We start from the raw sequence: 26,398 nt of genomic DNA, 5'->3' as shown, positions 1-26,398 counted from the left end.
TGCCCTCTCTCTGTTTACATGAGATAGTCTATCAGTTATTTGTGATGTAATTGTGAAAATAAAATCATAAATCTGTGAAGCTTAAAAACATCTCTCGGTTTTCACTTGTCAGTCCTTCTCTCCTCTTGTATACTTAATAAAAGAAACGAATTTTACATTTTTATATGAAAGGACTGTTACATCCATGATGAATACACAGGCAGTTGTCCATATCCGCAAAGGCGAGGCTCGTTCCCTGAAAGCCGGCGGTATGTGGATCTATGATAATGAAATTGAACGAATTGAGGGCGAATTTGAAAATGGCGATATCCTTCGTGTCGAAGATTTTGACGGTTATCCGCTCGGATGTGGTTTTATCAACACCCGCTCCAAGCTTACCGTGCGGATGCTTTCCCGCAAAAAGGATACTGTCATCGACGATGCTTTTATCGAAATGCGCGTCCGCAATGCCTGGGAATACCGCCGTCAGACAGTTGATACCAGCAGCTGCCGCCTGATTTTCGGCGAAGCAGATTTCCTTCCGGGCATCGTGATCGACAAATTTTCCGATGTGCTGGTCGTTGAATCCCTGGCGCTCGGTATCGACCGTCTGAAACCGCTGATTCTGGAAAAGCTCGTCAAGGTGCTTGAGGAAGACGGCATTCATATCCGCGGTATTTACGAGCGCAGCGACGCTAAGGTCCGCTTACAGGAGGGCATGGAGCGCTATAAGGGCTTTATCGGGGAACCATTTGATACAAAAGTAGAGATCGTTGAAAATGGTGTCCGCTATCTGGTAGATGTCAAGGACGGGCAGAAAACTGGCTTTTTCCTCGACCAGAAATACAACCGTCTGGCAATCCAGCGTCTCTGCCCGGGCAAACGCATTCTGGACTGTTTTACCCACACCGGCTCCTTTGCCTTAAATGCAGCCGTCTCCGGCGCCAAAGAGGTCATCGGCGTGGATGCGTCCGAACTTGCCGTCGCACAGGCGCGTGAAAATGCAGAGTTAAACGGTGTTTCCGGCACTACCACCTTTCAGTGCGCGGATGTCTTTGACCTGCTTCCGGAATTAGAGGCAAAAGGTGAGCAATTTGACGTTGTGATCCTCGATCCGCCTGCCTTCACAAAATCCCGCAGCTCGGTCAAAAATGCCATCAAGGGCTACCGCGAGATCAATATTCGCGGTCTGCGTCTGGTAAAGGACGGCGGCTACTTCGCCACCTGCTCCTGCTCCCATTTCATGACGCCGGAACTCTTCACAAAGGCGATTCAGGAGGCAGCCCGCAGCGCTCACCGCCGCCTGCGCCAGATCGAATACCGCACCCAGGCAGCCGACCATCCGATTCTGTGGGCGGGGGATGAGACGTCCTATTATCTGAAGTTCTACATTTTCCAGGTTGTGGATGAAAAGTAAAATTACAGAATGTTTGTAAGACTATAACCAAGCAATATGAACTGCTATTATAAATCATGAATCTGCAAATCCTCTCAGAGCAATCTGAGGGGATTTGTTTCGTTTTATCATTGTCTGTTCTGATAAAATATGATATACTTCGTACATGGGAAAAACCAGAGAGCCAGGCGGCTTACCCTCTGTTATCGGAGGGTTGCTAGATTTCAGCAAAGCTTGTTTATCAAAGACTGGAACGAGGCACAAATCTAACCCTCCAGACGAAAGAAAGGAGGGCATTGCCAATGTATGTTACATACTCTGATTTGATTCAGATTGGAATATTCATTTGCGCCCTTGTTGGATTGTGTTATACAATTTTCAAGGGAAAACGAAAATAGCCGCCATTACTGCAATAATGACGGCTGTTAATAAAACAGTTGTTTAATTTATTCAGGTAAGCCGCTCCTCTGGCTTTTCCTTTTTTCTATCCCTAATATAACATATCTTTTCATCCAATGCAAGCGAAAACCCCCTTATAGAAATACGAACTCATAAGGGATGTTACTGTTCACGCATGCGTGCCCAGTAACGGAATTTGCCGTGGCTTCGCATTCAAATACGGCAAATTCCTGCTGCCACCACGTTTTCTTACGGCACTTTCGGTTCCAAAAGTGCCTACCCGTGAACAGTAACTAAGGGATTACCGCTGCAGCACCATACACCAAACCGGTGCCGACACCATCGAAAGCAGCGTCGTAAATACCACACACTTCGTCGCAAAGACTTCATCCCCGCCATATTTCGCGGCAAGAATCGCCGTCGTGCTTGCTGCCGGCATCGCTGCCAGCACCACAGAAATCCCCATCACCAGCGTGTCGATATGGAACAGGAGGCAGCCGATCCACACAAGCGCCGGAATCAGGAGCAGGCGCACGGCGGCATAGTAGCAGCTGAGTGGCGTGATCATCGTCTTCATATCTGCCTCCGCCAGAACGGTTCCGACGAAAATCATGGAGACTGCCGTGTTTGCCTTGTTTAAGCTATGTACCGTATCTCCCAGGAATCCCGGAATCTGCATCTGCAAAAGCATCAGCCCAAAGCCGATGAATACGGAGACAATACACGGATGCGTGCATATCTTTTTAATCAGCGTCCTCCGATCCGGCGCCTTCGTAAAATACGTCATTCCCAGCGACCACATCGCAGTTCTCTGCGGAATCAGGTAAAAAGAGGCGTAGAAAAGCCCCATCGAGCCGAAGATGCCCTCCGCCACCGGATTTCCCAGAATCCCGGCATTGGACGCCATCGTCGCGTATTTGAGAACCTTCTTTTTTTCCTCTCCCACACCCGGATACAGTACCATATTTAAGATATAACAAGCCACCTGAACCATACACGAGACGAGCAGCGCCTGTGCGCTGCTCTTTAAGATATCCATGCTCAGTTCTACTTCAAATGACTCGATGATACTGCAGGGAAGTGTCACAAAGATGACCAGATCCGCAATGACCCTTTTTCCCTCATCCGTAATAATTCCCTTCTTCTTTAAGAATGCACCCAGAATCATCAGGGAAAATAACATTCCCTGCATCCGGTACAAACCATCTAAATTCAAAGCATTTCCTCCGTTTCACACTCTCTCATCACTCAATGATGATTCCCGCATCCGTCTTACTTCCCGGTGCACTGCTTCCATTCGGGGAACCGCTGCCGGAAGGTTTTTCTCTGCCATTCTCCGTGCCGGTGCCAGAATTTCTGCCCGGAAATGCCGGCGAAGAACCGCCAGACTCTGCCTCACTGCTCTCCCGCGCATTTTCCTTTGATGCATGCGTACCGTCCGGACGGCTTTCCTGCTCAGAAACGTCATTCTCCTGTGTTTCCGAAGCATTACCGGTCTCTTTCTCCGACTCGTCGCTGCCGCTCCCGGCTTCCTGGCTTTCGTCCGCGCCGCTCTCCTGCGTCGGATCCAGGATGGAAATTGTCGTCGCCTCGGTCGTCTTCGGCAATGCCTTCGTTTCTGCCTGTTTCGTGCCATGAACGCCCGTATCTGATACAATTTTCTGACTGATCGTCCGGACCGTCTCAGTCGGCGTGTATTCCTCATCGCCAAACAGGAAATGATGCAGCTCGATGACATTGCTCTCCAGCGTCTGCGGGATGACGCAGGCGCCCTTGCGTCCCATCTTCTTTTCCCTCAGCTCCGACGGGAAACCGGTCGTCTCGGTCAGATGGTAACGCGTAATATTTCGTCCTATCTTCAACAGATCATTGATCTCGATGCTGGTCGCCACCTGTGGAAATACCGTCTGCACAATATTGTTGATCGTCGCCCAATCTGCTTTTTTCATCTTCTCAAACGCGAGGGAAATAACCTTTCTCTGCCGTTCGGTACGGGCATAGTCCGTATCCATCAGACGGAGACGCCCATATGCAACCGCCTGCACACCGTCCAGATGGTTCATGCCCGCTGATTTAAGCTGGGTCGAAGCGACGCCGGTCGCCTTGACCGTCTCAGAAATGAACGCATTGATATAATAAAACTCTGATTTCGTGATCTCCACGTCAATGCCGCCCAGAATGTTGATCGCATCTGCAACGGCTTTCCAGTTAAAGGTCGCATAATCGTCAATATCGATATCCAGGTTCCTATTGAGCGCCTTGACAACCTGCTCCGGTCCGCCCTGCATATAAGCGGCGTTGATTTTGTTGTAGGTATTCTTGTCGCTGATATTTAAATATGAATCCCGGTACACCGAAACCAGACGTATCTCACCGGTTCCCTGATCGATGTTGCAGAGAATATTGACATCCGAGTTGTTGCCCTTTCCGACCGATAAGTTACGGCTATCCACACCGAAAACCGCGATCGTCCAGTAACCGCTCATCTGCTCCTGCTTCTCCTCCGAAATCTCGACGTTTTTGATCTCATCCGGGTTCCACGGAAGCCGCTGCATCAGATCCAGACGGCTGCTGATATACGAATATCCCGCAAAGCAGAGAATCCCGATCAGCACTGCAATCTCCAGAAGAATAAACCATATCTTCCGCTTCTTTTTCCGGCGCGCTTTCAATTTAACCGGGTCGGCGTAAATATCCGACCGGTTCATGGTCCGGGTTTTCTCCTGATTCCGGCTCTCCCGGCTGCTGCCAGGCTGCGTCTGTCCCCTCTTTGTCGCTTTCTGACCACTTCGGCTTCTATCTCCGCTCCGGTGGGATCCGTCCTCCCGGCGTTCCGTAAATGAATCCGTGATCAGTGTCAGACCATCGTCTTCCATCTCCGACGGTTTTGCCCGTCGGCTCCGGCGGTGTCCTGACCTATCTCTTTCTTCTTCATATCCCATGTGGTTTTCCTCATCAATACGCGTTTTTATTTATAAAGCCCTTAAAAACCGTCAAAAACATGATTTTAAAATCAAATCCCAGCGTCCAGTTCTCGATGTAATACAGATCATGCTCAATCCGCTTCGTGATCGAGGTATCGCCCCGGTAACCATTGACCTGTGCCCATCCAGTCATTCCCGGACGCACCTGGTGTTTGATCATATAACGCGGAATCTCTTCCTTGAATTTTTCAACGAAAAACGGGCGTTCCGGGCGCGGTCCAACCAGGCTCATATCGCCCTTCAGAACATTAAACAGCTGCGGAAGCTCGTCAATGCTCGTCTTCCGGATAAATCTTCCAATCGGAGTCACACGCGGGTCTCCCGGCGTCGTCCACTGGCTTTTCTCCTTTGCCGCCGACTGTACCGCCATCGATCGGAACTTATACATCTTAAACGGCTTATTGTGAAGTCCCACCCGCTCCTGACAGAAAATGACCGGTCCCGGCGAAGTCGCCTTTATAAGAATCGCCGTCACCAGCATCACCGGTGAAAACAGGATGAGCGCCATCATGCCGCCGACCAGATCCATCGTCCGCTTCATCGTTGCGTTGAGCAGATTCGTGAGCGGCACATGGCGGATGTGGATCACCGGAAGTCCCTGCAGATCCTCCATAAACGGACGGGTCGGGATAAAGTTATAATAATCCGGGATAAATTTCGTATGCACACCCGATTTTTCACAGCCTGCCACGATTTTTTCCAGTTTTCCATACTCCTGGATGCTCAGGGTGATCGCGATCTCATCCAGCGTATTGAGCGCCAGAATCGTATCCAGATCGTCAATTTTGCCGATCACGCGCACTCCCTTATATTCTTTGCCCCACTCCTCATGGTCATCCAGAATACCGCGAATTTTATAGCCCCACTCCGGGTTGACATTCACACGGTCAATAAATCCTTCCGCTGCCCGGCTGTAACCGACCAGAAGCAGATGCTTCTGGTTATATCCCTTCGACCGCATCGACCGAAGCGCTATCCGCAGGATATTCCGCATCAGAATCTCAGCAAAGAGATTGATGCCAAAAAACAAAAATACCATCGGACGGGAGAAGTTGTGGAAATACTCATTTTTACCGCCTAGGTAAAGCATCAGTGAGATCACCAAAAGACCGATGATGTTCGCCTTAAAAATATTGGCTAACTCCACCCGTCTTCCCTGAACCCGTTTGGGCGTGTAAAGATGAAAAAATGCGTATAAAATCAAATAAAACGGTACAATAAGAACGCCAGCCGCCAGATAGACGACTGCCATTGCGCTCTTATTATGCCCTGTTACATTAAACCACGGCGTTCCATTGACGATAAACCACGCAAGTGCGTAGGCGCATGCAATGACACATGCGTCCAGCACTACGTGGAAATGGTTCAGCCGTTTCTGGTTATCTTTTATCATAGTATATCACCTGAATTCAGATTAAGCTCCCGGACCTGCCGGACCGCCGGGGCCTGCTGCATCGCTGTTTCCGGAATCCCCCGGTTCCTGAATCTCTGTGACCGGACTTTTCACACCAGAATTATCTGATGCACCCGGAGAAGTCTTTTCACTGGATGCCGATGTCTCTGCCGCCGTTGTGGTTGTAGATCCCGGTTTTGCAATGGAAGACTTCGTCTCCGATGTGCTGCCTGGTCCGGATAAAGAATCATCCGCCTCGGTTGTCTTATCCGTATGATTTTTCTTGCCGGGAGTCGTCGTTGTTCCTGGTCCCTTACTGCTGTTGCTCTTCGACTCTTCTTCCTCCCAGTCAATCCAGTCTTCATCCGGATCAAAGATCTCGTCCAATCCGATCGAGCTCTCGCTCTCGCCCTTCTTGGTCTCATCCCCGCTCTCGTCATCCGACTCGTCCGAAGCACTCGTCGATGACTTCTTAGCGGCATCCTTCGCCGCTGCCTGCGCGGCAATCCGGCTCGCCCGTTTCTTGATAAACGTCTGGGCGCTGACACCCTGATCGACCGGAACATGACCGATCAGCTTCGCATTCGTCGTAAGACCTGTTACCTGCGCGATATGGCTGCTGTACTCCTTGACATTGGACGGAACCTGATAATCTTCCTCATCAAACAGGAACTTATGAAGCTCTTTTACGTTGTACTCCAGTGTCTGCGGGATAACGCAGTCGCCGATCTTTCCAACATCCTGCTCGCCTCTGGCTGCCGGGAATCCGGCGGTCTCACCGATATGGAACTTCGCGATATTGCGTGCCAGCGGAATCAAATCCGTAATATCAACATTGGTTGCAAGCTGCGGCATGATCGTCTGAATCAGACAGTTGAGTGTCGCCCAGTCTGCATTTTTTGCCTTATCAAAGGCTTTCTGAAGAATAATTCTCTGACGCTCGGTACGCGCATAGTCCGTATCTGAATAACGGATACGTCCGTATGCAACTGCCTGAATACCATCCAGATGTACATTGCCCGCATGGGTCAGCTGATGAGAACCGATACCAGTCTCCTTTACTGTCTCCGTGATGAAGGCATTGATCCAGGAGAACTCTGCATCGCTCAGCTCGACATCTACACCGCCCAGAATGTTGATGGCATCCGCAACCGCTTTCCAGTTGAACGTCGCATACTGGGTAATGTTAAGACCCAGGTTCTTATTCAGCGCCTTAACTGCCTGCTCCGGACCGCCCTGTGCGTAAGCGGCGTTGATCTTATTATAAGAGTTTTTATCGTTGATATTCAGATAACTGTCCCGGAATACCGATACAAGGCGGATCTCACCCGTCTCCAGATTGATATTGGCAATCATGTTGACATCCGCGTTCGTACCTTTTCCGACATTCATCTGCCCGTGCTCACTTCGCGAATCGACACCGAAGCACGCCACGGTCATGTAGCCCTTCATATCATCGATCTGTTCCTGGGACAGGTTGACGTTCTTAACCTGGTCCTCGTTAAAATCAATCTTCTGCATAGAACCGAAGGTTCTGTGATACATATACCAGAACGCACCGCCCAGAATCATCAATATAATCACGACAATCTCCGCCGCAATGATCATATGCTTTCTGTGGCGTGCCGATTTACGGTAATGGCTGCCGCGGCGTCCCGAACTCTTTTTTCCACTTCCAGCGCTCTTAGGACCGCTGTAGCCGGAACGTACTGAACCGCTGCCCGCCTCACCTTTTCTCTGGCTATTTTCGACTGTACTGCTGACTCTTCTGCGGCTGGTGCCGGAAGCAGAACTGCCGCGCGAAGAATACCCTGCCTGACTGGCACGGCTGCTTCTGCCCTCGCGGCGCGCCCTCATGCGCTCCAGCTCATCATCCTCATAATTCATAAGCTACCTCATCTTTCACTTGCTTGCTGCCGCTCAGACATTGTCTGATAAGCAGCCTTTCTCCGTGTTGCATCTGCTAAACCATGACCGTTCACACATCGCGCAAACTCTAAGTTACTGTCCACACATACGCGCCCAGTAACAACTCTAACCTTTTCCTCACGATTTATCAGATGCTGCTTTTTTCTCGATCTGTCTCACAGCAAATTCATAGACATAGAGAAATGTCCCGGCTAAAAGTTCCAGCTCTATCGCCAGATAATTTTTAAGCCGTTCCGGGCGGTACGCCACTTTTTTACACTTCTTTGCCGTCCGTATGCCTTCTTTCAGACCTTCCAGATAATCTTTTCCAAACCCGAGTTTCCTGAAAAATGAATATTTCACGAAAATCCCCGCTGCGATCGGAATCGCATTTATGATAAGCTGTAAGCACGGCATATTTTTATAATTCAGATACACATTGTTGCGTGCCGCCAGCTTAACCTTGAATGAATTGTACTTGGAACCGCTGGTTCCGCTTCCGACGTGCCATACCAGCGCCGCCGGGCAGTATATATTATCATAACCCGCAATCCGGGCTCTATAGCCCACATCAATATCTTCCAGATAGGCAAAATGCATCTCATCGAAATAGCCTATCTCCTCAAATACCTCTCTCCTGTAGATCGCTGCGCCCGCGCACGCCGAGAATACCCGGCTTGAACGGCGGTAATGCGTAAGATCCCGTCCCACGCCGCGCTGGTACGCCCAGCCAAGCAGGGAATACATATCGCCTGCATCATCCAGCCTGTCCGGATGGTACATCTGGATCATCCGGCTGCTGACGGAAAAGATGCGCTCCGACTGACCGATCGCACGCACCATCTCCGCCACGAAATACTCGTCCACCCGGACGTCATTATTTAAAAGCAGCACATACGGTGTGTCTGCCGCCTTGATTCCGACGTTGACTGCGCCGGAAAATCCCGTGTTTTCCGGCAGGAAAATCGTATCGATCTGATGTTCCTTCAGCCACTCCACGCTTCCGTCCGTCGAACCGTTGTCCACCACCAGCGTCCGGAAATTCGGATACGTCTGTGCATTCAGTGAACGGATGCATTCGTCCATAAACTTTAACCCATTATAATTGGGAATAATAATTGTCGTTGTAATCTCCATCCCGGGTTATACCTCCAGATGATACGGTTCTCCGATTTTCTCTTTTTTCAGATCCCTGAGGGCGAAATTGGACTTCCGCAGCGTCAGGTTCGGATTGTAGTAAGGATCTCCATCTTTAAGGATCTCCGGCCAGCGCTCCGAGAAAATCCTGATCTCCCGGTTAAAACGCGCCACCTTCTCCGGCGTATCCTCCAGTCCTCTTGACTTCGACTCATAATGATACAGCAATGCGTACGGATTGTAAACCACTAAATGATTTGATGCCCGCACTTTCATGCAATAATCGATATCGTTAAATGCGACCGCCAGCTTCTCCGTAAAGCCGCCGACCTCATCAAAGAGCGCTTTCTTTGTCATCAGGCACGCCGCCGTCACAGCGCTGTAATCCTGTGTACTCATCGCACGGTGGAAATAGCTGTTTTCCGCCTTATGAAGCCCGATAAACGTATGCCCTGCGATGCCGCCGAAACCAACCACGACGCCCGCATGCTGGATCGTATCATCCTGATAGAGCAGTCTCGCGCCAACGGCGCCGACGTCCTCCCGCTGGCACAGTCCCAGCATCTCCTCGATGAAATTCTCCGCAATCAGCTCGGTATCATTATTTAAAAACAGCAGATATTCGCCCTTTGTGAAGGTCACGCCGAAGTTGTTGATCGCCGAATAGTTAAACTCGCGCTCCCAGGTTACCACATGGACATTGGAAAATTCCTTCTGAATCTTTTCATAGTATTCAAAGGTTTCCTTCTCCGTGCTGTTGTTCTCTACAATGATAAACTCAACATTGCGGTACGTTGCCCGCGTCTCAATCGCCCGCAGGCATAGATCCAGATCCGTATGGTGATCCTTGTTCGGAATGATGATCGATACCAGCGGTTCCCCCTGAATTTTATATACAGAGTGATAAATGCCGTAGTCCACACCTTTTTCCACGCGCTCCGCCTCGATACCGACGCGTTTATAATGATCCATGATCGCGCGCGCACCCGCATCAAATGCGTACAGCTTGCTCTCCGGGTTGCTCGCTGTCGAATCCTTGTGGCAGCGCCAGTGATACAGCACCTTCGGGATATGGCGGATCTCCTTCGCCTTCTCCGTACAACGGAAAATGAAGTCATAATCCTGCGCCCCGTCGTATTCCTGACGGAACCCGCCCACCTGCGCTGCCAGATCGTGGCTGACTACAAACAGATGGCAGATATAGTTGACGCTGCAGAGCAGATCGATATTGAAATCCGGCTTAAAATGCGGATCAAACAAAGCGCCGCCGTCCATATCCAGCTTGTCCTCATCCGAATAGAAGCAGTCGCATCCCGGATGTTCCTGTAACAGTTTCGCACACTCATAGAGAGCATTCGGTGTCAGCTTATCGTCATGGTCTGCCAGCACGATATAATCGCCGGTCGCCATATCCATTGCTGCATTCGTATTGCCGGAAATGCCCTTATTTTCGCCTAAAATTACGTATTTAAAGCGGCTGTCCTTCTTCGCATACTGCTCCAGCACCCGCTCGCAGCTTTGTCCTGCCGGACTGCCGTCCGCCACGCAGACCTCCCAGTTTGCGTATGTCTGTTCCGCGATCGAATCCAGCATTTCCCGCAGAAATCGCTCCGGTGTCTTAAATGCCGGAATCACGATCGAGAATTTAACCGGCGCGTCAAACACCTTTTTCCTCTGTTCCTCCAGCTCCTCCGCCGTCGGCTTCGTCAGTGAATACCACTCGCCGTAATCGTAGTCATTGTCAATTCCCTGCAGTTTGTGCTTGGATTTTACCAGCAGGGCTTTCAGACCGTTTTCCTTCCAGAAATCCAGGCAGACCCGCACAGTCTCCATGTTCATCAGATCGCGGATCTTCTGCATCCGCTTGTGCGCCACACTGCTGCGCTTGCGGATCAGTTCTTCATTATATTTAATGCGGATTTTGCGTCCCTCGCCTTTTGCGATCAGATAATAATCTTTTCCGCGCTCATACGGGAACTGGATATCAAATCCAAGCTCTTTTTCTACCGTTCGCCCAAAATAAATCTGGCTGACGTCGTCGCGGCGGGTCGCCACATACTGAAACCGAATCGGCTGATGTGCCCCATCTTCAACCTGATAGGTGATCTCCGTCTCCGGCGTCTTTCCGATCGCCCAGCCATTGAGCTGAATCGAATTTTCACGAATCCGAACTACATCGACATTACATTTCATGCTGTTTGCCCCCAACTTTTTTTACCGGTGTATCAAAATTCAGCCGCTCTTCCTCCACTACCAGCGGACGCTTCATGACTCTCGAATTGATCGATAAAATATACTCTCCCACCAGACCAATGAAAAAGATTTGAACCGACCCTAAAAAGCACATTCCAATCAGAACCGGCGCCATACCAGCCGGAAAATCATACCAGTGAAGCAGTTTCATCACCAGATATACAATCGCCACGATCATACTGATCGCCGCGCAGATACTTCCAAAGATCGTCGCCAGGCGCAGACCGACCTTCGTATAGGAGGTCACACTGAGCATCGCGGCATCGTAGAGCCGGTAAAAATTGTTGTGTGTCTTGCCTGCGCGGCGCTGCGGCTGGATATATGGGATCTCCTTGCGCTTATAACCAAGCTCCGCCACGATTCCGCGCAGAAACGGCGTCGGATCGTCAAGCTCCCGCAGAATCTCAATAAAATCGCGGTCATACAGACCCGAACCGGTAAAATGCTCAATCTGCTCGACATCGGAGAGTTTCTTTATCATCTTGTAATAGCAGCTCCTCAGCGCATACATGATCGGGTTTTCCTTGCTTCCCGTCTTGATGCCGATGACAATCTTGTAGCCATTTTCCCACTCATGGACATATTTCGGGATCATATCGACCGGATCCTGAAAATCTGCCACCATGCTGATCACGCAGTCGCCGGTACACTGTAACATTCCATAATACGGGGAATTGAACTGTCCAAAGTTTTTGGCATTAAAAATTGCCTTGATCCGTGGATTCTCGCTGCAGATCTTCCGAAGAATCGGGCGCGTCTGGTCCGTCGAATCATTGTCGATAAAGACAAGCTCATAGTCATATTCCGGCAGATCGCGCTCCAGCGTCTCCACAACCGCCTCGCTGATCGGACCTACATTCTCTTCCTCGTTGTAGCAGGGAATTAATATACTGATTTTTTTCATACTTTTCTGATTCCTATTAATTTGCTTTTTGTTTAAACTCTTCTGTTTCGTTCCACCAAATTTCGAACACAAAAAAAAGAGAAAGCCGCTTCGGCTATACTGCCTTTATTTTAAACGTCTTTCTCTCTTTTGACAACCTACAATTTTCTTAACGATTTTTGGCTGCTTCGCTATTTACTTGGCATAAACTGATAAAATATGTCCAAATATTTACCATTCTCTCCCGTCACTCTGCACAGAGGGCAGAAAAATCATTTCTGAAAAGCTAGAATTCTCTTCATTCCTTCTTCAAAATATACCTGTGGCTTCCAGCCAACCACCCGCTCCATCTTGCGGATATCCGGGATTAGATTGACGATTCCCTCTGCATTCGGCGGGCGGACGCCAAATTCCATGCTGCCCTGCCTGCCGCACAGCTCATAGACCGTCTCGACAAACCCGCGCAGCGGTCCTGTCTCATCCATCGGACCGCCCAGATTGTAGACACATCCGTGATCCGTGAGATTTCCCGCATATTCTGCCAGATCCGCCAGAGCGCGCCCCGCATCGTCAATATACATGAAGTTCCAGAGCTGCGTGCAGGCGGTCATCGTCATCTTCTCCCCTGCCCGGAAGACCCGGACACAGGAGGAAAGAAGCGACCACGGGTGATCACCCGGTCCATACGTGCTGAAAATCCGTGCATGCCCGTAATCCAGTCCCAGTTCCCGGCAGAGCACTTCCGCCTGCTGCCGTACTGCCAGTTTCGCGCGTCCATACGGGGAGGTCGGCTCGCAGACCGTCTCCTCGTCTGTCAGCTCGCTCTTGACGCCATACTCCGCCTGCGAACCTGTAAAGAGAAACCGCCGGCATCCGAGGTCTTTCGCCACGCGGACGGCATTCAGCGCGTCCTGCACGCTCTCCTCCTGGACTGACTCATTTTTCCGTGAATCACTCCCTGCACCGCGCCAGCCCATATGGAGAAACACATCGCATCCGCCCGGAATCCGTTCCGGCAGTTTCGAGAGATTCCCCAGATCCTCCTCCAAAATCGTGAGTCCCTGCGGAAATTTTCCATTTTCCCGCAGCAGATCCGCTTTCGTCGAATGTTCCCGCAGTACGGCGTATACCTGATGTCCGCGATGTAACAGCTCGCGCACCGCCCCCAGACCTACAAAGCTGGTGGCACCTGTGACAACTATCTTCATTCTATCGTTTCCTTTACTATTTTTTAATACGCGGAATCAGCATGATACGGTCCATCTCCTCGTCCGGCAGGAATGGGGACAGATCCTCCAGCGGCGGCGATACAAGCGTTCCGTCCGGCAGTCTCTTCGCCGCGGACTTTGGCTCAAAGTTCTGATCCAGCGTTACAAACACCTCGCAGATCACCGGGCCGTCCATCGCCAGTGTTTCTTCTACCTTCTCGCCCAGCTCCTTGTTTCCATGAATCGATACATATGGGAATCCATACGCCCACGCCAGCTTTTCCATACTCGGGAATCCAAGATCGCCGCTGTCCACGCCGATACCGATGAGCGGCTCGCCGAAGAAATTCTTCTGGGTCTGGCGGATGGAATGGTAACCACCGTTATTGATAATGAAGATCTTGATCGGCATCCGGTGGCTGACAACTGTCTCAAGCTCCTGTAAATTCATCTGAATACTGCCGTCTCCGGTGATCAGGATAATATCCTGGCTGTGATCTGCCACGCACGCGCCGATCGATGCTGGAAGTCCGTAGCCCATCGAAGCGATGCCGGAGTTCGAGATAAATCTCTGTCCCTTTTTCATAATATTTGCGTGTCCACACACAACATTTGCAGATCCATTCCCCACAACCACGATCTGGTTCTCATTTAAACGGCGGCTCATCTCATACGCAAATGCATATACGTTTGCCTCTGTCTCCGTGCCGCCGTTCATGTGCTTCGGCAGAACCACCGGATAATCATGCTTCCAGCCCTGGCAGATACGCAGCCACTCTGCCTGCGCGTCCTTGTACTCCTGCGTCATCGAAGCCGCGCCGTCCGCTTTTCCTTCCTCCGAAAGAACCTCGTCCATCACGGTCAGAAGATCCTTCACATCCGCGTGAACCGGCATGTCCACATGCAAGGTCGGCTTTTTCAGCTCTTCGGCATCGATATCATTCACAATCACATACGCCTCGCGCGCCCAGGTAGTAAAACGGTAACCGACCTGACGGAAACTCAGACGGCTTCCGAGCGACAGCACCAGATCGCTGTTCTGGATCGCGAAGTTGCCCGGGCGATCGCCGACGTTGCCGCCTTTTCCGATGTACAGCGGGTGTTCGTCATAGATACAGTCGATGCTGTCCGCGCCGGTCACAACCGGGATTCCCAGCTTTTCAACCACGCGCATGAAAACATCGTGCGCCGCGCCGATACGGATACCATTTCCGGCATTGATCACCGGACGTTTGGAGGTGCGGACTTTCTCGATGATCGCACGCGCCGTCTCCTTCGTCACACGCGCCGGAAGCTTTGCACGAAATTCACCCTTTCCGGCAGTATCCTCCGGGATCTCGGACGCGCTCTCTGCCGCCCAGCCGGTTCCGCCCGCCTCATAATCCTCCGGATCAAAGCCGATCAGATCGTCTGTCTCGATCATTGCCGCCTGCACATTCAGCGGAATATCCAGCCAGGTAGGACCCGGACGGCCGTTGTACGCCAGATACAGGGCTTTTTCCACACAGAAGCGGATACGCATCGGATCGATCACCATCTCACAGTATTTTGTCATATTGGCAACCGATTTGGTGATATCATACTCCTGATCGCCCATCGCGCGCAGGTGAAGTCCCGTGCTGCGCGCTGTCGTGTCATAACGCACCTGTCCAGAAATGACAAACATCGGGATTGAATCCAGAAATCCGCCCGCAACGCCGTTCATCGCATTGATGCCGCCAGGTCCCGTCGTCACGCACACTGCCGCAATCTTGTTGTGGATGCGGGCATACGCCTCCGCTGCCATCGCACATGCCTGCTCATGATGATTGTAGAGGCAGTGAAGCCCTTCCTGATGCCCCAGCGCGTCATCCAGATGCATCGCGCCGCCGCCCGTGATCATAAACACATCCGTGATGCCGGATGCGAGAAGCTTTTCTGCTATATAATTAGAAAGTTTCTGTTTCATTTTGATTTCCTCCTGAAAATACCTTGTCAAGTGTTCATATTATATCACACATATTTCTCTTTTCATAGCCAGCACGGCGTTTTCCCTTCTTCTGAAACGTTCTTTTGTTACTGCGAACAGTTACGGTCTTTTTTCTCAACTTATATTTTTCTTATGTTGTCTTGTGTTTTTCCTATTTCTTTTCTATAATAAAGGTCGGCATCCGATTCACATCGATATGCCTGAATCGTTACGGTTCAGTTTACTTTATGTAACTGCATTTTTATCATACAGAGGAACGTCTTATGAATCGATTAGCACAGAAAAAAAAGGTCTGCGCGCTGATTCCGGCGCGGCTTAATTCGGTTCGCTTTCCGGGAAAGGCATTGAAACAGATTGATGGGATTCCAATGGTTGTGCGGGTTCTCGCAGCGGCGCGGGACAGCGGTGTATTTGATGCCGTTTACGCTGCGACCGACAGCCCTGAGATTGCTGCTGTTTGCCAGACATATGGATTTGAGGCGGTTTTCACCTCCCATTCCCATCAGAATCCGACCTCCCGCATTCAGGAGGCGGTGACGATTCTGGAAGATTCCAAGTCTGCTTCTTCGCGGAAATTTGATTTTTATGCGATGATCGGCGGGGATGAACCGCTTCTGACACCGGAGATTCTGCAAAATTTTATGGAGCAGGCGCTTACTGTTATTACCTCAAAAGAGAATGTACAGCGTCCATTTCTCATCAATGCCATGGCAGATATCCCGAACGATGCCGAGACAGCCGATCCATCCAACATAAAAGTGGTCTGCCGCCCGGACGGCACAGGGCTTTACATTTCCCGTGCGCCAATTCCATTCCGCAAGGGGACGCTTGACAAACCTTCCCGGAAATTTGTGAGTATCGGGCTTTATACGCGGGAATCGCTCGATTTCTTCTGTCAGAGCAGACCGGGCATTCTGGAACAGATCGAGGGCGTGGATTTGCTGCGTTTCCTCGAATATGGGAAAACGATCCTATTTCTTCCCATCTGCGGATATACGCTTTCCGTAGACACCCCCGTCGACCTTGAAACAGTACAGGCAATTTTACACAGGAGGACTAGCACCCTATGAATAAGAAAACATACCGCGGCGTGATCTTCGACCTCGACGGCACGCTGCTCGATACATCCGAAGGCGTCTTTGCGAGCGTGCGCCACACGGTAGAAGCACTTGGAAAACCTGCCCTCGACGAGGCGACACTCCGCACCTTTATCGGACCGCCCGTCAAGCTGTCGCTCATCCGCCTCTACGGACTGGACGAGGACGCCGCGAACCACGCAACCGAGATTTTCCGCACCCAGTACAAGGATCACGACCTGCTGAAAGCCGAGCCATACGCCGGTATCAAAGACCTGATCCGCGCACTCCGCGCACAGGGCTGCAAGATCGGGGTTGCCACCCTGAAACGTGAAGATTATGCGCTGACTCTGCTGGAACATTACCATTTCACAGAACTCTGTGACTCCATCTGCGGCAGCGATTTTGCCAGCAAAATGACGAAGGCTGACGTTCTGCACAAGTGCTTAAAAGCTTTGGAGTTGTCTCCATCCGAGGCAGTTCTTATCGGTGATACCTCTTCCGACGGAAAAGGTGCCAAAGAGGCAGCTGTCGATTTTATGGCAGTTACCTACGGCTTCGGACCAGATACCGCGGAGGCATGGCAGGAATATGCGCCGGTTTATACGGCAAAGGATACGCATGATATCGGGGCATTTCTGGGAGTCAATTTTTAAAATTACAAACATAACAAGAGGACAAACATCATGAAACAAGTCAAATTACTCGACTGCACTCTCCGCGACGGCGGCTACGTCAACGACTGGGAGTTCGGTCACGACAATATTGTTACTATTTTTGAACGTCTGATCAGCGCGGGCGTGGACATTCTGGAAGTTGGTTTTCTGGATGACCGCCGCACCTTCGACCGCAACCGCACGATCATGCCGACAACCCAGTGTGCCGATCAGATTTTCGGCAAGCTGGACAAGGGAAATACGATGATCGTCGCCATGATCGACTACGGAACCTGCGATATTTCTAATTTAAGCCCATGTTCTGAGTCCTACATCGACGGCATCCGCGTCATTTTCAAAAAACATGTGATGCATGAGGCGATCCAGTTCTGCCACGAAGTCAAAAAACTGGGCTACAAAGTGTTTGCACAGGCGGTTTCGATCACCAGCTACTCCGACCGTGAGCTTCTGGATCTGGTTGACCTTGTCAACGATCTGGAACCGTATGCGATGTCCCTTGTAGACACCTACGGTCTGCTGCATCAGGATAACCTGCTGCACTATTTCCAGCTCTTAAACTACAACTTAAAACCATCGATCGCGATCGGCTACCACTCCCACAATAACTTCCAGCTCGCATACTCGAACAGCATGGAAGTCTTACGCGAACCGGCAGACCGCACCGTTTTAGTTGATGCCACCCTGTACGGTATGGGAAAAAGCGCCGGAAATCTTCCGATCGAACTCATTTCCATGTATATGAACACCGTATTCGGACGCAATTTCAATGTCAGTCAGATGCTCGAGGCGATCGACATCAGCATCATGCCGTTCTTCCGCAAGAGCCCATGGGGATATAACCTGTTCTTCTATATTTCCGCCTCCAACAACTGCCATCCGAACTACGTCCGCTTCCTGATGGATAAACACACCCTGTCGCTTAAATCCATCAATACGATTCTGGATGCGATTGAGCCGGAGAAAAAACTGCTCTACGACAAAGATTACATTGAAACACTGTACCGCAGGTATCAGAGCACAGAATGCAATGACGAAGCCGATATTCAGGCATTGAGTGCTTCCTGGAGCGAGCGCCCGCTTCTGCTGCTCGGTCCGGGAAAGAATCTGGAACTGGAAAAGGAGGCAATTCTTTCCTATATTAAGGCGCACAATCCGATCACAATCTCCGTCAATTTTATCCCGGAGGGAATTCCAATCGATTATGCGTTCTTAAGTAATTCCAGGCGGTATGTCCAGCTCAACAACCGCCTGCTCGAGCACGCCGACGCCCAGGGACGCCCGGTGCGCGTCATCGCGACCTCGAACGTGACGAATGTCAAAGATACACATTTTGATTACACCTTAAACTATAATTCCCTGATCGACCAGAATGCAGAGATCATCGATAATTCCTTTGTCATGCTGCTGAACGTCCTGACCAAAACAAGCGTCCACCACGCCGCCTGCGCGGGATTCGACGGATATACGGTCGATGGAGACAACTACTATAATTCCGCGATGGACTACCGGATCGCGCGGGAAAAATCACAGAGTATTAACCAGTATGTGATAGATACGCTGGAGAGGCTGGCAGGAACGCTAACGCTGGAGTTCCTGACGGATTCGAAATACGTAAAATAAAAAATTATATTTTCATATAGAAAAAGGGGTGTTCCAGCTGGTTCACCCCTTTTTCCACATCTCTCCACCCTTTCCAGCAACGCACACTATCTTTTTACGCATAATCCCCGTATAATAAGCCCCGTAATGCAGCGATGGATTTTCGCATTTTCAAAAAGGAGAGATTATACCATGCGTAAGCAAACTAAAACTTTAGCTGTTTTATCCGCTGCGGCTTTGTTCGCGGCTGCTGCACCTATAATGACAAATACGGGAACTTACAGAGTTCTGGCGGCTCAGAGCGGCTGGACAGAGGAAGATGGTCGTCTTTATTACTACGATGAGGACGGCTATAAAGAGACAAACACATGGAAAAAGCGGAATGGCGACTGGTTTTATCTCGATGAGGAAGGCGAGATTGCTACCAATCAGAGAGTCGATGACTATTTCGTCAACGATGAGGGGCACATGGCAAAGAACCAATGGGTTTCGGCTGAAAATGAGATCAGCTACGACAGCCCGGATTCTCCGGACGGCGGCTCCTGGCTCTATTTTGGCAAGGACGGCAAGATTGTAACTGCCAAATGGATGAGCATCAACGGAAAAACCTACTATTTCGACGAGGACGGACTGATGCAGACCGGGCTTCTGGAGCTGGACGGACAGACCTACTACCTCGGCGAGGAGGATGACGGCGCCAGAAAAACCGGATGGATTCTGCTGGAAACCATCACGAAAGACACCGACGATGAAGATGTCTGGTGCTATTTTGACACCGAAGGACGCATGATCGTAAACCAGATGGACCGCAAAATCGACAATGGCTACTACACCTTCATCGACGGCCAGATGCAGACAGGCTGGATCAATGTCGCGGAAGCTGGCTTTGTAAGCTCCAGCACACCTTCAAACGAAGCAGCAACAACGGACAACTCTGCCACAGACACTGTCAGCTTAAACGATTTCCGCTATTACGATCCGGAAAATGGCGGACGCCGGGCAAGCGGCTGGTACACCATTGAAGGGGCACCGGGCATCAGCGAAGAAGAAGAGCCATTTTCCTTCTTCTTTAAAAACGGAACTGCTTACTTTGCCGAGAAGGATCTTGCTATTTTCACCATCAATTCCGAGCGCTACTGCTTCAACGAGCGCGGTGAAATGCAGACCGGGCTTCAGAGCCTGAAACAGGCGGATGGCAGCTTCGCCTCCTACTACTTCGGCGACGACGGCGTGATGCGTACCGGCAAGCAGACTATTTACAATGATGATTTAGAAGAAAACCAGATCTGGTATTTCCAGACCAAAGGTTCCCTCAAAGGACAGGGCTACCATGGAGAGCGCGATAACCAGGTTTATGTAAACGGTCTTTTAAAGAAGGCGGATCCGGAACTCCGCTATGAGCCGGTTTCCATCGGTGAAAAACGCTACCTGGTAAACACCAGCGGCACCATCCAGAAAGCAACCTCTTCCTCCTCTTCCGCTTCCCGTCCGGAACTCGGAAAAGGGTTCAAGGATATCAAAGACAGCAATGATACTGCCTGGACAGTTGACACATCTGGAATCATCCAGTAAAATATAATATTGCATCCGTTCAAATACCGCAGGACACTTTTGTGACACCGCGGTATTTTTTCTGAAAGATGTCTTTTTTTATCGTTTTAAAAATTTTTTTGGAAATTTTTAAATTTTTTTCTAAAAACCAGTTATAATGTTCCCGATTAAAACGTATTATAATAAAGGGGATGTTTTCATTTTTCTCCCAATGACTCAACTCTTACTTCTACGGAGGCAACTCTATGCGTGGTTTAAATGTTTATTGCTGTCCAAACTGTGGACATTATGGATTCTTTCAGCTCGTTGCCAATGCGGTGTGTCCGCATTGCTCAATCGCCATGACTCCTCTTCCCATTCCGTATCAGGATTTCATGGACTTAGACTATCCACAACGGCAGATCCTGATTTCCAGACACATGATTAATGCGGCAAGCCCTTTGGATTCTAAAGCCAAACAGGCGAACAAGGCTAAGGCACCAGGGCAGACAAAGCCATCCGGCCGGAGCAAATCACCGGATGATGCAAAATCGTCGGATCAAAATGCAGCACCTGATAACACCAAATTGATGACAGATCATTCCGCAGCACCGGGTAAAACAAAATCGTCTTCCACTTCCTCGAAGATCCATCCGGATATTTCAAAAGATTCCGACAAAGAAACTCTCTATCAGGAAGTATTGGCGCTAAGAGAGAAAAACGAGCAGCTGGAGCAGACTGTCTCCTGGATGCATGATTTAATCTGGGAATTGACGCGCCGACTACATATTACACAGAGTAAATAAAAAATGCCGCATGATTCATTCTGGTTTAATAACATACCTTCTGAATCATGCGGCTTTGATATTCGATTTAGTATTTAATTTTTGATTTGATTGTTCACTTGCTCCATCTGGTATAAATGAGCCTCTTCTCTCCCATCTTATCCAGTTTCTCCGCTTATCCCGCCTTCTCCGTCTTACAGAGTATGTAGTGGTCAATCATCCGGTTTAAGCTTTGATTCATCTGATCCAGAGTTTTAAATAACTCCTTAAGCTCACGCTTTAATTCTTCATTTTCCTGTTCCAAAACGACCAATTTTTTAGCTTCATCCATAAACTCTCCTCCTTTTGACTGCCTGTTCTTCCATTCAGATGACCACACTGCATAACGCAGCTCTGCCAGGCGATCCTATCGTTTTTTCGTTTCATATTATTTATAAACCGATTTTAAGAAAAATAAAAGAGTCTATCGATCGCAAATTTCGACACGAAGCATCGCTCAGCTACTGTTCACACATTACTTTAAATTCTCAATCGACAAAGTTCGTCATTTCGGCTTTTCCGCCGAATCTGCCCGGATTTGCTGTCTATTTAATCCATTCTGTCTATTTGAGCTATTCTGCCTGTTCTGCTTTCTCTCTTGTGAGTGCAAGCCCAATCGCCAGCATCGCCCACATAATCGGTGTCGCGATCGGGAGGTTGATATTAACAACTGCCTGTGCTCCATAGCAGAGCACCGCCAGAACAGGCGCCAGAATCCAGGCGCACTCTTTCCATTTTCTGCACATTCTCACGCAGGCGCCGCCCAGAAACGCAAGATAGGATGCAAGCGCAAGCGGTCCCATTGTAACAAGGTACTGGAAATATTCGTTGTGGGCGCTCTCATAGAAAACTCCATACCGATCCAGCGCATCCTGCCTGAAATCCCAAGTCAGAATTCCATATGTGTCTGGTCCAAAACCAAACAACTGATGCAGGAACGGCAGCTCGCGATAGGACTGCCAGCCAATTCTCCAGCAATATCCCCGGTTCGTCCCCCAATCATCATCAAAAACAAGATACTGGGACAACGCGCTGTACCGTTCCGCATGTCCTCCCAGATTTGCATCATAGAAGACAAATGCCACTGCCAGGCATCCAAGAATCAAAACTGCACACCAGCCACGCCAAATCCATCGTCCCGGTTTGCTCTCTGGATTCGTCTGTTCCATCTTCCGTTTCCAAACACAGAGAATCCCCGCCAGAATCCAGAATAAAACGACGACTCCCTCCAGATAACGATAGCGCACCAACACGCCAAACACACCGCCCAGACCGATGACCTGATCGGCATATACTTTATTGACCGTATCTACTACCTTGATCACGGTCATAAACGTAGCCGCCAGAATACCATAATCTGCGATGCCCCGCCATGTCGTAAATAAAAACAGCGGCATCACCGCAAACAGCATTCCAAGTGATAAATATGCATTATCACTCTGTCCGGTAATCAATGCAAAAAAGGCCAGCGCCGAAACCAGATAATACCAGATACGGCGTCCCACTTTTCTCTCACTTACAAAACAGCCGCAGGCAACCGCCATCGTAAGCGCCACAAACGCCGTATATGTGTTAATATTTCCCAATGTAGATACAAACAGGTTTCCCTGTTCATTGCTCACGCCCTTTTTCCATCCCAATAAATCCATCTGGAAATAATCTGTGATTCCAAACAGACAGACCAGAACGGACGATGCCAAAAACACATCCAGGTACCATTTTCTCATCCGACCATACTTGCTGATCACAATCGTTCCCAGCACATACAGCGTAATCAAGAATAATCCGCTGAATCGTCCCTCATTTCCCCAGAACGACTCATACACATAGTCCGACAGCACCGTCGATATCAGTGCCAGCGCCCAGAAAACTGCCAGCGCCTTATAGGCAAATGGCTGCTTTTTTAATTCAGTCAGTCGAAACGCTCCCAAAAAGCGCCGCACATGCGCCCCGCCAAACCGCTTTAAGTCCATGCACGCAAATACTATCGCTGCGATCAGGCATGACGCCAGCATCGCAACCGTGCTGAGCCAGTAAAACTGATATTTCGATACCAGAATATCATAATAATAATTATGGAAATATAGCGGAAATGCCCCAAACACCACACACAGATACACCGACACAATCCATGAAAAAACCTTTCGGACTTTTCCCTCCCATGCCTGCTCTGCCAAAATGGATGCAGTCGGAGCTCCCTGCTCTCTTGCAATCTCTGTCTGTTCCATCACATTCTTCTCCTTTTCTTATTCGTAAAACCAGAGAAACGGCTTGTATCAGTATAGCATTTCGTTTTGTGGATAGCAAGGAAGGAAATCTTAAATTTCCCCTATTATCTCGTTACTGTTCACGCATACGTGCCCAGTAACGGAATTTGCCGTGGCTTCGCATTTAAATACGGCAAATTCCTGCTGCCACCACGTTTTCTTACGGCACTTTCGGTTCCAAAAGTGCCTACCTGTGAACAGTAACATTATCTCTCCCTTTTTTTGCAACTTGCGATACTTTTCCATATCCGAAGTATAATGACCTGGTAATGCAGTTAGGATTTCGAGAAAAATATTTCAAAAAGTAAAAAGGAGAGTGCATTAATTATGAGAAAGCAGACTAAATTAGTTGCAGTACTTTCTGCAGCAGCTTTACTCGCTATGGGTGCTTCCATGACTTCTTTCGCAGCTGGTTGGCAGAAAGATGACGCTGGTGTTTGGCACTACTATGATAGCGACGATGAGATGGTAACAGGCGAGTGGAAGAAGGACGGTGGTAAGTGGTTCTATCTGGATGATGATGGCAACATGCTGACAGATTCTTGGGTAGACGATGACTACTATGTAGCTGAAGATGGTCATATGCTGACTAACGAGTGGAAGAAGACCGTATCCGATGACGATCAGGATGATCCGGACGAGGATGGCGAAAGCTGGTACTACTTCGGCAGCAAGGGCAAAAAGACCACTTCTGATGATAAAAAGATCAATGGCAAGACTTACTTCTTCGACGAAGATGGTAAAATGCAGTATGGCTGGTATGCTGATTCTAACAACAACGTATACTACTTAGGCGAAGAGGATGACGGTGCTAGAACCAATTCTTCTTGGCTGTGGTTAGCTGCTCCGGATTCCGAAGATGATGATGAGAAAGATGCAGCAGATGCCGTAAGACATGATTCTCAGGATGATAATGATCCGTGTGATGAAGAAGGTTGGTACTGGTTCGGAAGCGATGGTAAGATGTACAATTCTACCAAGCAGAAGAAGATTAACGGTAAATACTACTACTTCAACGAGCATGGTCAGATGCTGTATGAGTGGATCAATGGTGTTAAAGCAACCATGGCTTCCAATGCAAAACTGGATAGCGATTCCATCACAGCTACCGCTTCTGAAGTACGTTACATGAACGTAGTTGAAGAGGGCTGGAGAGCTGATGGCTGGTATCAGATCGATGGTGCTGATGCACTTAAGGCAGGCGATGATACCGATTGGTATTACTTCAAAGACGGTAAAGCTAAGAGAGCTGATGACGGTGAGAAGAACTATACTCACTTAACTGATGACAATGCTAAAGTATATACCAAGAAGATCAAGATCAATGGCAAGAACTTCTGCTTCAATGAAAAAGGTCAGATGCAGACTGGTTTACAGATGATCGATAAGAAATTCTACTACTTCGACAATGATGGTTATATGAAGACCGGCAAGATTGCTAATGTTGAAGAAGAGGATGATAACTACACATACTACTTCGAGACCAAGAATGGTAAGAATGGTCAGGGTTATACAGGTGAGAAATCCGGTTACCTTTACTGGAATGGCAAGAGACTGGAAGCAGATGATGATTACAGAATCTATGTTGTAGATAAAAAATACTATCTGGTAAACAACAAAGGTAAACTTCAGAAATCTACTTCTAAAGAGTATGATGTAGAAAATCTTGCTGATGACGTTAAGTTTACGTTCACGAACACATACGAGATTCAGTCTTCTACTACCACTGACTATAAGAAAGCCGCTACATTACCGAAGATTGAGCTGTTCGACAATGTAATTTATCAGACAGCACAGGACGGACAGGGCGTTCAAAACATCGGTAATACAAATAATTATGAGGCAGCACAGGCAGCACAGACAGCACAGAACACTGGCAACTAGATAATCTATATCTCAAATAACATTTGATGATATAATAAAAAAGAAGAGCTGTTACACAAACATGTGGCAGATCTGAATAAAATGAAAAGGGTTGTGCACTTATATGGTGTTACAACCTTTTTTGCTAGAAACAATGTTACCATATTTAGTCAGAAAAAGAGCTGCCACATATGAATGCGACAGCTCTCCTTTAATTTAGAGAGATTAAGAAATATTTCCTATTCTTTTCACAAAAGAAACACATCTTTGCGTTACACTACAACTATCAAATTCAAGGAGGACGTAACGCATGATGATAGATTCTAAGACAAAATGGAGTGTCTGGGGGATGCTCTTTGGTATGGCAGTTGTGCTTGGAGCAGGAGTTGCATTTCTGGCTTTTATCTTGACAAGAGATCCGCAGATTCTGGCTTTTCTGTATGATAAAATTACCGTTCCCCAGAGCCTGCATTTTATTACAAATTTCAAGTGGCTGTTTAATCTGGTTGTTGTGTGCGTGACAGCAATTCCAGCAGCTGCTGTGTTGTATGTGAGTGAATGGGGATTTAGCCGCTGTGCTCAGGCAAAAGAAAAATAATTCTATATAAAAAAGTGTGATCAAAATTTCATTTAAAAAACTTGATCACACTTTTTATTATAGAAATTTATATGCAAAAAGTGGCATAAAGAGGGACTATTTTTTTATTATCTTCATATCTACCGGAATCAGATAGGAAACTGCTTTCCGAAAAATATCCAGCGTAGCGCGGAGCGGTATATTCTTTTTTTTAATTTCTACTCCATAGCTGGATACAATCTGCATAAAGGTCCCTGCTTTCTGTTTTCGATACTTCGCGCACTAGACAAGATGATACTGTAAAGAATACCATTTCCTCTACCTACGAAAGTAATTTTTCTTTCGTAAGAAATATACATTTTCCATATTTATATTATACCATGCATTTCTTTACAAGGAAAACATTTGTTCTGCATTTTGTTAAAATAATTGGCACACCTAACTCATCACTACTACAATATACTTATGGGTAATCC

Annotated in this window: 19 protein-coding genes; 8 read left to right on the top strand and 11 right to left on the bottom strand. The window is 48.7% G+C overall.

The features are described from left to right. The first annotated feature begins 187 nt into the window (after positions 1-187). Positions 188-1,396 carry a class I SAM-dependent rRNA methyltransferase gene (locus tag PG862_RS07795; RefSeq protein ID WP_270707145.1) on the top strand — a complete coding sequence of 403 codons (1,209 nt, stop codon included), beginning with the start codon at positions 188-190 and terminating at the stop codon, positions 1,394-1,396. Between the two features lie 679 nt (positions 1,397-2,075). Here PG862_RS07795 and PG862_RS07790 read toward each other — a convergent pair. The 9 genes from PG862_RS07790 to PG862_RS07750 form a co-directional block, all read right to left on the bottom strand. Continuing rightward, positions 2,076-2,990, bottom strand: coding sequence for an AEC family transporter (locus PG862_RS07790; protein ID WP_270707035.1), 915 nt, complete (start codon positions 2,988-2,990; stop codon positions 2,076-2,078). 28 nt (positions 2,991-3,018) lie between these two features. Continuing rightward, on the bottom strand, positions 3,019-4,716 hold the full coding sequence (locus tag PG862_RS07785; RefSeq protein WP_270707034.1) for an LCP family protein: 1,698 nt from the start codon (positions 4,714-4,716) through the stop codon (positions 3,019-3,021). Positions 4,717-4,729: 13 nt separating this feature from the next. Then, on the bottom strand, positions 4,730-6,151 hold the full coding sequence (locus PG862_RS07780) for an undecaprenyl-phosphate glucose phosphotransferase (protein WP_022359147.1): 1,422 nt from the start codon (positions 6,149-6,151) through the stop codon (positions 4,730-4,732). A gap of 21 nt (positions 6,152-6,172) precedes the next feature. Further along, positions 6,173-8,038, bottom strand: coding sequence for an LCP family protein (locus PG862_RS07775; RefSeq protein ID WP_118524723.1), 1,866 nt, complete (start codon positions 8,036-8,038; stop codon positions 6,173-6,175). A gap of 159 nt (positions 8,039-8,197) precedes the next feature. Next, entirely contained in the window at positions 8,198-9,196 is a 999-nt protein-coding gene (locus tag PG862_RS07770) for a glycosyltransferase family 2 protein (RefSeq protein WP_022359149.1), read from the bottom strand. A gap of 6 nt (positions 9,197-9,202) precedes the next feature. Beyond that, positions 9,203-11,389: a glycosyltransferase family 2 protein gene (locus tag PG862_RS07765; RefSeq protein WP_270487238.1), complete on the bottom strand. Its 2,187-nt coding sequence runs from the start codon at positions 11,387-11,389 to the stop codon at positions 9,203-9,205. Beyond that, entirely contained in the window at positions 11,379-12,353 is a 975-nt protein-coding gene (locus PG862_RS07760) for a glycosyltransferase family 2 protein (protein WP_107001455.1), read from the bottom strand. Before PG862_RS07760 ends, PG862_RS07765 begins: the two co-directional genes overlap by 11 nt. A 251-nt stretch (positions 12,354-12,604) precedes the next feature. Beyond that, positions 12,605-13,540, bottom strand: coding sequence for an NAD-dependent epimerase/dehydratase family protein (locus PG862_RS07755; RefSeq protein WP_117796036.1), 936 nt, complete (start codon positions 13,538-13,540; stop codon positions 12,605-12,607). 16 nt (positions 13,541-13,556) lie between these two features. Next, positions 13,557-15,488 (bottom strand): thiamine pyrophosphate-binding protein, encoded by a 1,932-nt coding sequence (locus PG862_RS07750; protein WP_270707033.1) that lies wholly within the window; start codon positions 15,486-15,488, stop codon positions 13,557-13,559. Between the two features lie 284 nt (positions 15,489-15,772). On the opposite strand from PG862_RS07750, the gene PG862_RS07745 reads away from it, so the two are divergent. The 5 genes from PG862_RS07745 (at position 15,773) to PG862_RS07725 (ending at position 21,197) form a co-directional block, all read left to right on the top strand. Then, positions 15,773-16,579 (top strand): 3-deoxy-manno-octulosonate cytidylyltransferase, encoded by an 807-nt coding sequence (locus PG862_RS07745; protein WP_270707032.1) that lies wholly within the window; start codon positions 15,773-15,775, stop codon positions 16,577-16,579. Beyond that, positions 16,576-17,241, top strand: a complete 666-nt coding sequence (locus PG862_RS07740; RefSeq protein ID WP_022359155.1) for an HAD hydrolase-like protein — start codon at positions 16,576-16,578, stop codon at positions 17,239-17,241. The genes PG862_RS07745 and PG862_RS07740 overlap by 4 nt, the downstream gene beginning before the upstream one ends. 30 nt (positions 17,242-17,271) lie before the next feature. Next, positions 17,272-18,882 (top strand): aldolase catalytic domain-containing protein, encoded by a 1,611-nt coding sequence (locus tag PG862_RS07735; protein ID WP_270707031.1) that lies wholly within the window; start codon positions 17,272-17,274, stop codon positions 18,880-18,882. Positions 18,883-19,053: 171 nt separating this feature from the next. Then, the gene (locus PG862_RS07730) at positions 19,054-20,433 is read left to right on the top strand and encodes a cell wall-binding protein (RefSeq protein WP_118293401.1); all 1,380 of its coding nucleotides are present in this window, start codon (positions 19,054-19,056) and stop codon (positions 20,431-20,433) included. A gap of 224 nt (positions 20,434-20,657) precedes the next feature. Continuing rightward, the gene (locus PG862_RS07725) at positions 20,658-21,197 is read left to right on the top strand and encodes a hypothetical protein (RefSeq protein WP_270707030.1); all 540 of its coding nucleotides are present in this window, start codon (positions 20,658-20,660) and stop codon (positions 21,195-21,197) included. 154 nt (positions 21,198-21,351) lie between these two features. Here the strand turns inward: PG862_RS07725 and PG862_RS07720 are convergent, their stop codons facing one another. Continuing rightward, a complete protein-coding gene (locus PG862_RS07720) occupies positions 21,352-21,507 on the bottom strand; it encodes a hypothetical protein (RefSeq protein WP_181357241.1) in 156 nt (51 codons plus the stop codon). Positions 21,508-21,787: 280 nt separating this feature from the next. Beyond that, a complete protein-coding gene (locus PG862_RS07715; RefSeq protein ID WP_270707029.1) occupies positions 21,788-23,443 on the bottom strand; it encodes an O-antigen ligase family protein in 1,656 nt (551 codons plus the stop codon). A 366-nt stretch (positions 23,444-23,809) separates the two neighbouring features. Between PG862_RS07715 and PG862_RS07710 the strand changes: the two genes are divergently transcribed. Further along, positions 23,810-25,366 carry a glucan-binding protein gene (locus PG862_RS07710; protein WP_270707028.1) on the top strand — a complete coding sequence of 519 codons (1,557 nt, stop codon included), beginning with the start codon at positions 23,810-23,812 and terminating at the stop codon, positions 25,364-25,366. A gap of 289 nt (positions 25,367-25,655) precedes the next feature. Then, positions 25,656-25,943 (top strand): hypothetical protein, encoded by a 288-nt coding sequence (locus tag PG862_RS07705; protein ID WP_118673487.1) that lies wholly within the window; start codon positions 25,656-25,658, stop codon positions 25,941-25,943. The last annotated feature ends 455 nt before the right edge of the window (positions 25,944-26,398 follow it).

This window comes from Clostridium fessum, from assembly GCF_027698965.1.
GTDB lineage: Bacteria > Bacillota > Clostridia > Lachnospirales > Lachnospiraceae > Otoolea > Otoolea fessa.
Note: the sequence above shows the minus strand (reverse complement) of the source record. Positions and strands in the feature narration are given on the sequence as shown.

Bases quoted from the DNA above. Each gene is read 5' to 3' on its own strand.
- PG862_RS07795 (WP_270707145.1), top strand. From the start codon at position 188: ATGAATACACAGGCAGTTGTCCATATCCGCAAAGGCGAGGCTCGTTCC.
- PG862_RS07785 (WP_270707034.1), bottom strand. From the start codon at position 4,716: ATGGGATATGAAGAAGAAAGAGATAGGTCAGGACACCGCCGGAGCCGA.
- PG862_RS07780 (WP_022359147.1), bottom strand. From the start codon at position 6,151: ATGATAAAAGATAACCAGAAACGGCTGAACCATTTCCACGTAGTGCTG.
- PG862_RS07775 (WP_118524723.1), bottom strand. From the start codon at position 8,038: ATGAATTATGAGGATGATGAGCTGGAGCGCATGAGGGCGCGCCGCGAG.
- PG862_RS07770 (WP_022359149.1), bottom strand. From the start codon at position 9,196: ATGGAGATTACAACGACAATTATTATTCCCAATTATAATGGGTTAAAG.
- PG862_RS07765 (WP_270487238.1), bottom strand. From the start codon at position 11,389: ATGAAATGTAATGTCGATGTAGTTCGGATTCGTGAAAATTCGATTCAG.
- PG862_RS07760 (WP_107001455.1), bottom strand. From the start codon at position 12,353: ATGAAAAAAATCAGTATATTAATTCCCTGCTACAACGAGGAAGAGAAT.
- PG862_RS07755 (WP_117796036.1), bottom strand. From the start codon at position 13,540: ATGAAGATAGTTGTCACAGGTGCCACCAGCTTTGTAGGTCTGGGGGCG.
- PG862_RS07750 (WP_270707033.1), bottom strand. From the start codon at position 15,488: ATGAAACAGAAACTTTCTAATTATATAGCAGAAAAGCTTCTCGCATCC.
- PG862_RS07745 (WP_270707032.1), top strand. From the start codon at position 15,773: ATGAATCGATTAGCACAGAAAAAAAAGGTCTGCGCGCTGATTCCGGCG.
- PG862_RS07740 (WP_022359155.1), top strand. From the start codon at position 16,576: ATGAATAAGAAAACATACCGCGGCGTGATCTTCGACCTCGACGGCACG.
- PG862_RS07735 (WP_270707031.1), top strand. From the start codon at position 17,272: ATGAAACAAGTCAAATTACTCGACTGCACTCTCCGCGACGGCGGCTAC.
- PG862_RS07730 (WP_118293401.1), top strand. From the start codon at position 19,054: ATGCGTAAGCAAACTAAAACTTTAGCTGTTTTATCCGCTGCGGCTTTG.
- PG862_RS07725 (WP_270707030.1), top strand. From the start codon at position 20,658: ATGCGTGGTTTAAATGTTTATTGCTGTCCAAACTGTGGACATTATGGA.
- PG862_RS07720 (WP_181357241.1), bottom strand. From the start codon at position 21,507: ATGGATGAAGCTAAAAAATTGGTCGTTTTGGAACAGGAAAATGAAGAA.
- PG862_RS07715 (WP_270707029.1), bottom strand. From the start codon at position 23,443: ATGGAACAGACAGAGATTGCAAGAGAGCAGGGAGCTCCGACTGCATCC.
- PG862_RS07710 (WP_270707028.1), top strand. From the start codon at position 23,810: ATGAGAAAGCAGACTAAATTAGTTGCAGTACTTTCTGCAGCAGCTTTA.
- PG862_RS07705 (WP_118673487.1), top strand. From the start codon at position 25,656: ATGATGATAGATTCTAAGACAAAATGGAGTGTCTGGGGGATGCTCTTT.